Source organism: Streptomyces alkaliphilus, assembly GCF_014141535.1.
In the GTDB taxonomy this organism is placed as follows: Bacteria; Actinomycetota; Actinomycetes; order Streptomycetales; family Streptomycetaceae; genus Streptomyces; species Streptomyces alkaliphilus.
This window is the reverse complement of sequence record NZ_VKHT01000990.1, coordinates 1-1836: the sequence shown is the minus strand read 5'-3', so window position 1 is coordinate 1836 and position 1836 is coordinate 1. Positions and strand designations below refer to the sequence as shown.

Sequence of the window (1836 nt, the reverse complement as noted above, 5' to 3'; positions counted from 1 at the left end):
GGAGAGGGGTGCGGGGTGGGCGTCGGGCGTGGCGGTCCCGGTACCGGGGTCGCTCGCTCGGGTCGTCTCGGCCATGGGTGCAGCCTACCGGCTCTTGCTACTAAGCGGTAGCTCAGTCGAATGCGGGAGAGGGGACCTCCCGTTCCTCATCCCCCATCACCCCGGCCGGCGCCTCTCACGCCGCCCCGGCCCCGTCCTCGGTCGCCGCGCTGCGCCGGTGCCAGGCGCGCGGCGCCCGCCAGTTGTACCGCAGCGCCAGCAACCGCAGCACGAAGGGCACCAGCACCGAGACCGTCATGGTCACGTTGTTCAGCGCGTCGTACCGCAGCAGCAGCGCCACCGAGGAGGCGCCGACGATCGCCGGCACGGCGTAGATCTCCCGGTCCCAGCGCAGCAGCGCGGGCACCTCGTTGGCCAGCACGTCCCGCAGCACTCCCCCGCCGGCGGCGGTGGCCAGCCCCAGCGAGGCCGCCGCGACCGTCCCCAACCCGTACTCGTGCGCCTTGATGGTCCCCACCACACAGAAGAACCCGAGGCCGGCGGCGTCGAAGACCAGCACCGCGCGGTTGATCCGCTCCACCTGCGGGTGCAGGAAGATCACCAGCACCGTGACCACCAGCGGGGTGAGGAAGTACCCCATGTCCGTGAAGGCGGCCGGGGGCACCGCTCCGATCACCAGGTCGCGGAAGAGGCCGCCGCCCAGGCCGGTGGCGAAGGCGAGAACCGCCATGCCGAAGACGTCGAAGTTCTTGCGCACCGCCAGCAGCGCCCCGGAGATCGCGAAGACGGCGATGCCGGCGAGGTCGAGCCAGTGCTGGAGGTCGGGGGTCAGGGGGTTCACCGGGGCATTCTCCGGCACCGCCCGCACGGGGCCGGCACCGGGGGCGAACCGGACGCCCCGCCCGGGGCCGGACGAACCGGACCGGGAACGGGGCGGGAACGCGTGGGCCGGAGCGCGGGCCGCGGATCAGGCGCCGCGCCACCAGAACGGGGTCACGCACTGCCGCATCCAGTGCACCAACGGGTCATCCGCCGCGTCCATGAGCAGCAACTGCACCGGCCAGCGGACCGGCACCCGGGTCAGCGCGGCCCCCAGCGCGTCTCCCACGGCCGAGGCGATCTCCGGCGGGACCGGCCCCTGCGGTCCGCCGAGCACCGTCGGTTCCAGTTCCACACCCAGGCACAGCGAGGGCGGGCCGCCCTCGGCGCTGGCCAGGCCGCGTCGGGCGGTGCGCACCGCCGGGATCTCGGACAGTTCACCGGCCGCCGCCGCGAGGAAGTCGACCGGCTCCTCCTTCCAGTCCGGCTCGAAGAGCCGCATCCGGGCCCCGCTGGGCCGGCCCGGCACCCGCTCCCCGGGGGTCTCCCGACACAGCTCGGCCACCGCGGCCGGCGGCAGGGGCGCGCCGACGGTGCCGCCGGGGTTGATCACGATGCCGGCCTGCGGCGGCAGGCCCCGGGCGAACTCGATCGCCGGGGCCACCGCGAAGGAGAGGTGGGAGCCGGCGCCCATCATGAACTGCTCGGCGGAGCTGAAGACCGGCACGTAGACGCCACCGTCGATCTCCAGGGTGGGCAGGTCCAGGTGCGGACTGGCGGGGCCGCCGCCCTCGGGGAGCGGCACCCACAGGGAACTGCGGCCGATCGTCGCCAGCAGGCGCGCCCCCGCGTCCGGCACGCCGACCGAGGCGGCCAACACCTCTTCCAGTTCGTTGCTGGGCCAGGAGGTGCCCGAGGCCCCCGGCGCGGTCGGCAGACCCGTCTGTCCCGTCATGAACGCAGACCCTAGACGAGTCGGGGTCGCCGTGGGCACGGGGGCCTCGGGCACCTCCTGGC

The 1836-nt window shown here is 74.5% G+C and carries 2 protein-coding genes; both read right to left on the bottom strand.

The window, feature by feature from the left end; genetic code table 11:
• Window positions 1–175: 175 nt before the first annotated feature.
• Window positions 176–841 carry a trimeric intracellular cation channel family protein gene (locus tag FNQ90_RS21805; RefSeq protein ID WP_182607914.1) on the bottom strand — a complete coding sequence of 222 codons (666 nt, stop codon included), beginning with the start codon at window positions 839–841 and terminating at the stop codon, window positions 176–178.
• A 126-nt stretch (window positions 842–967) separates the two neighbouring features.
• On the bottom strand, window positions 968–1774 hold the full coding sequence (locus tag FNQ90_RS21800) for an enhanced serine sensitivity protein SseB (protein WP_182607913.1): 807 nt from the start codon (window positions 1772–1774) through the stop codon (window positions 968–970).
• Window positions 1775–1836 lie beyond the last annotated feature (62 nt).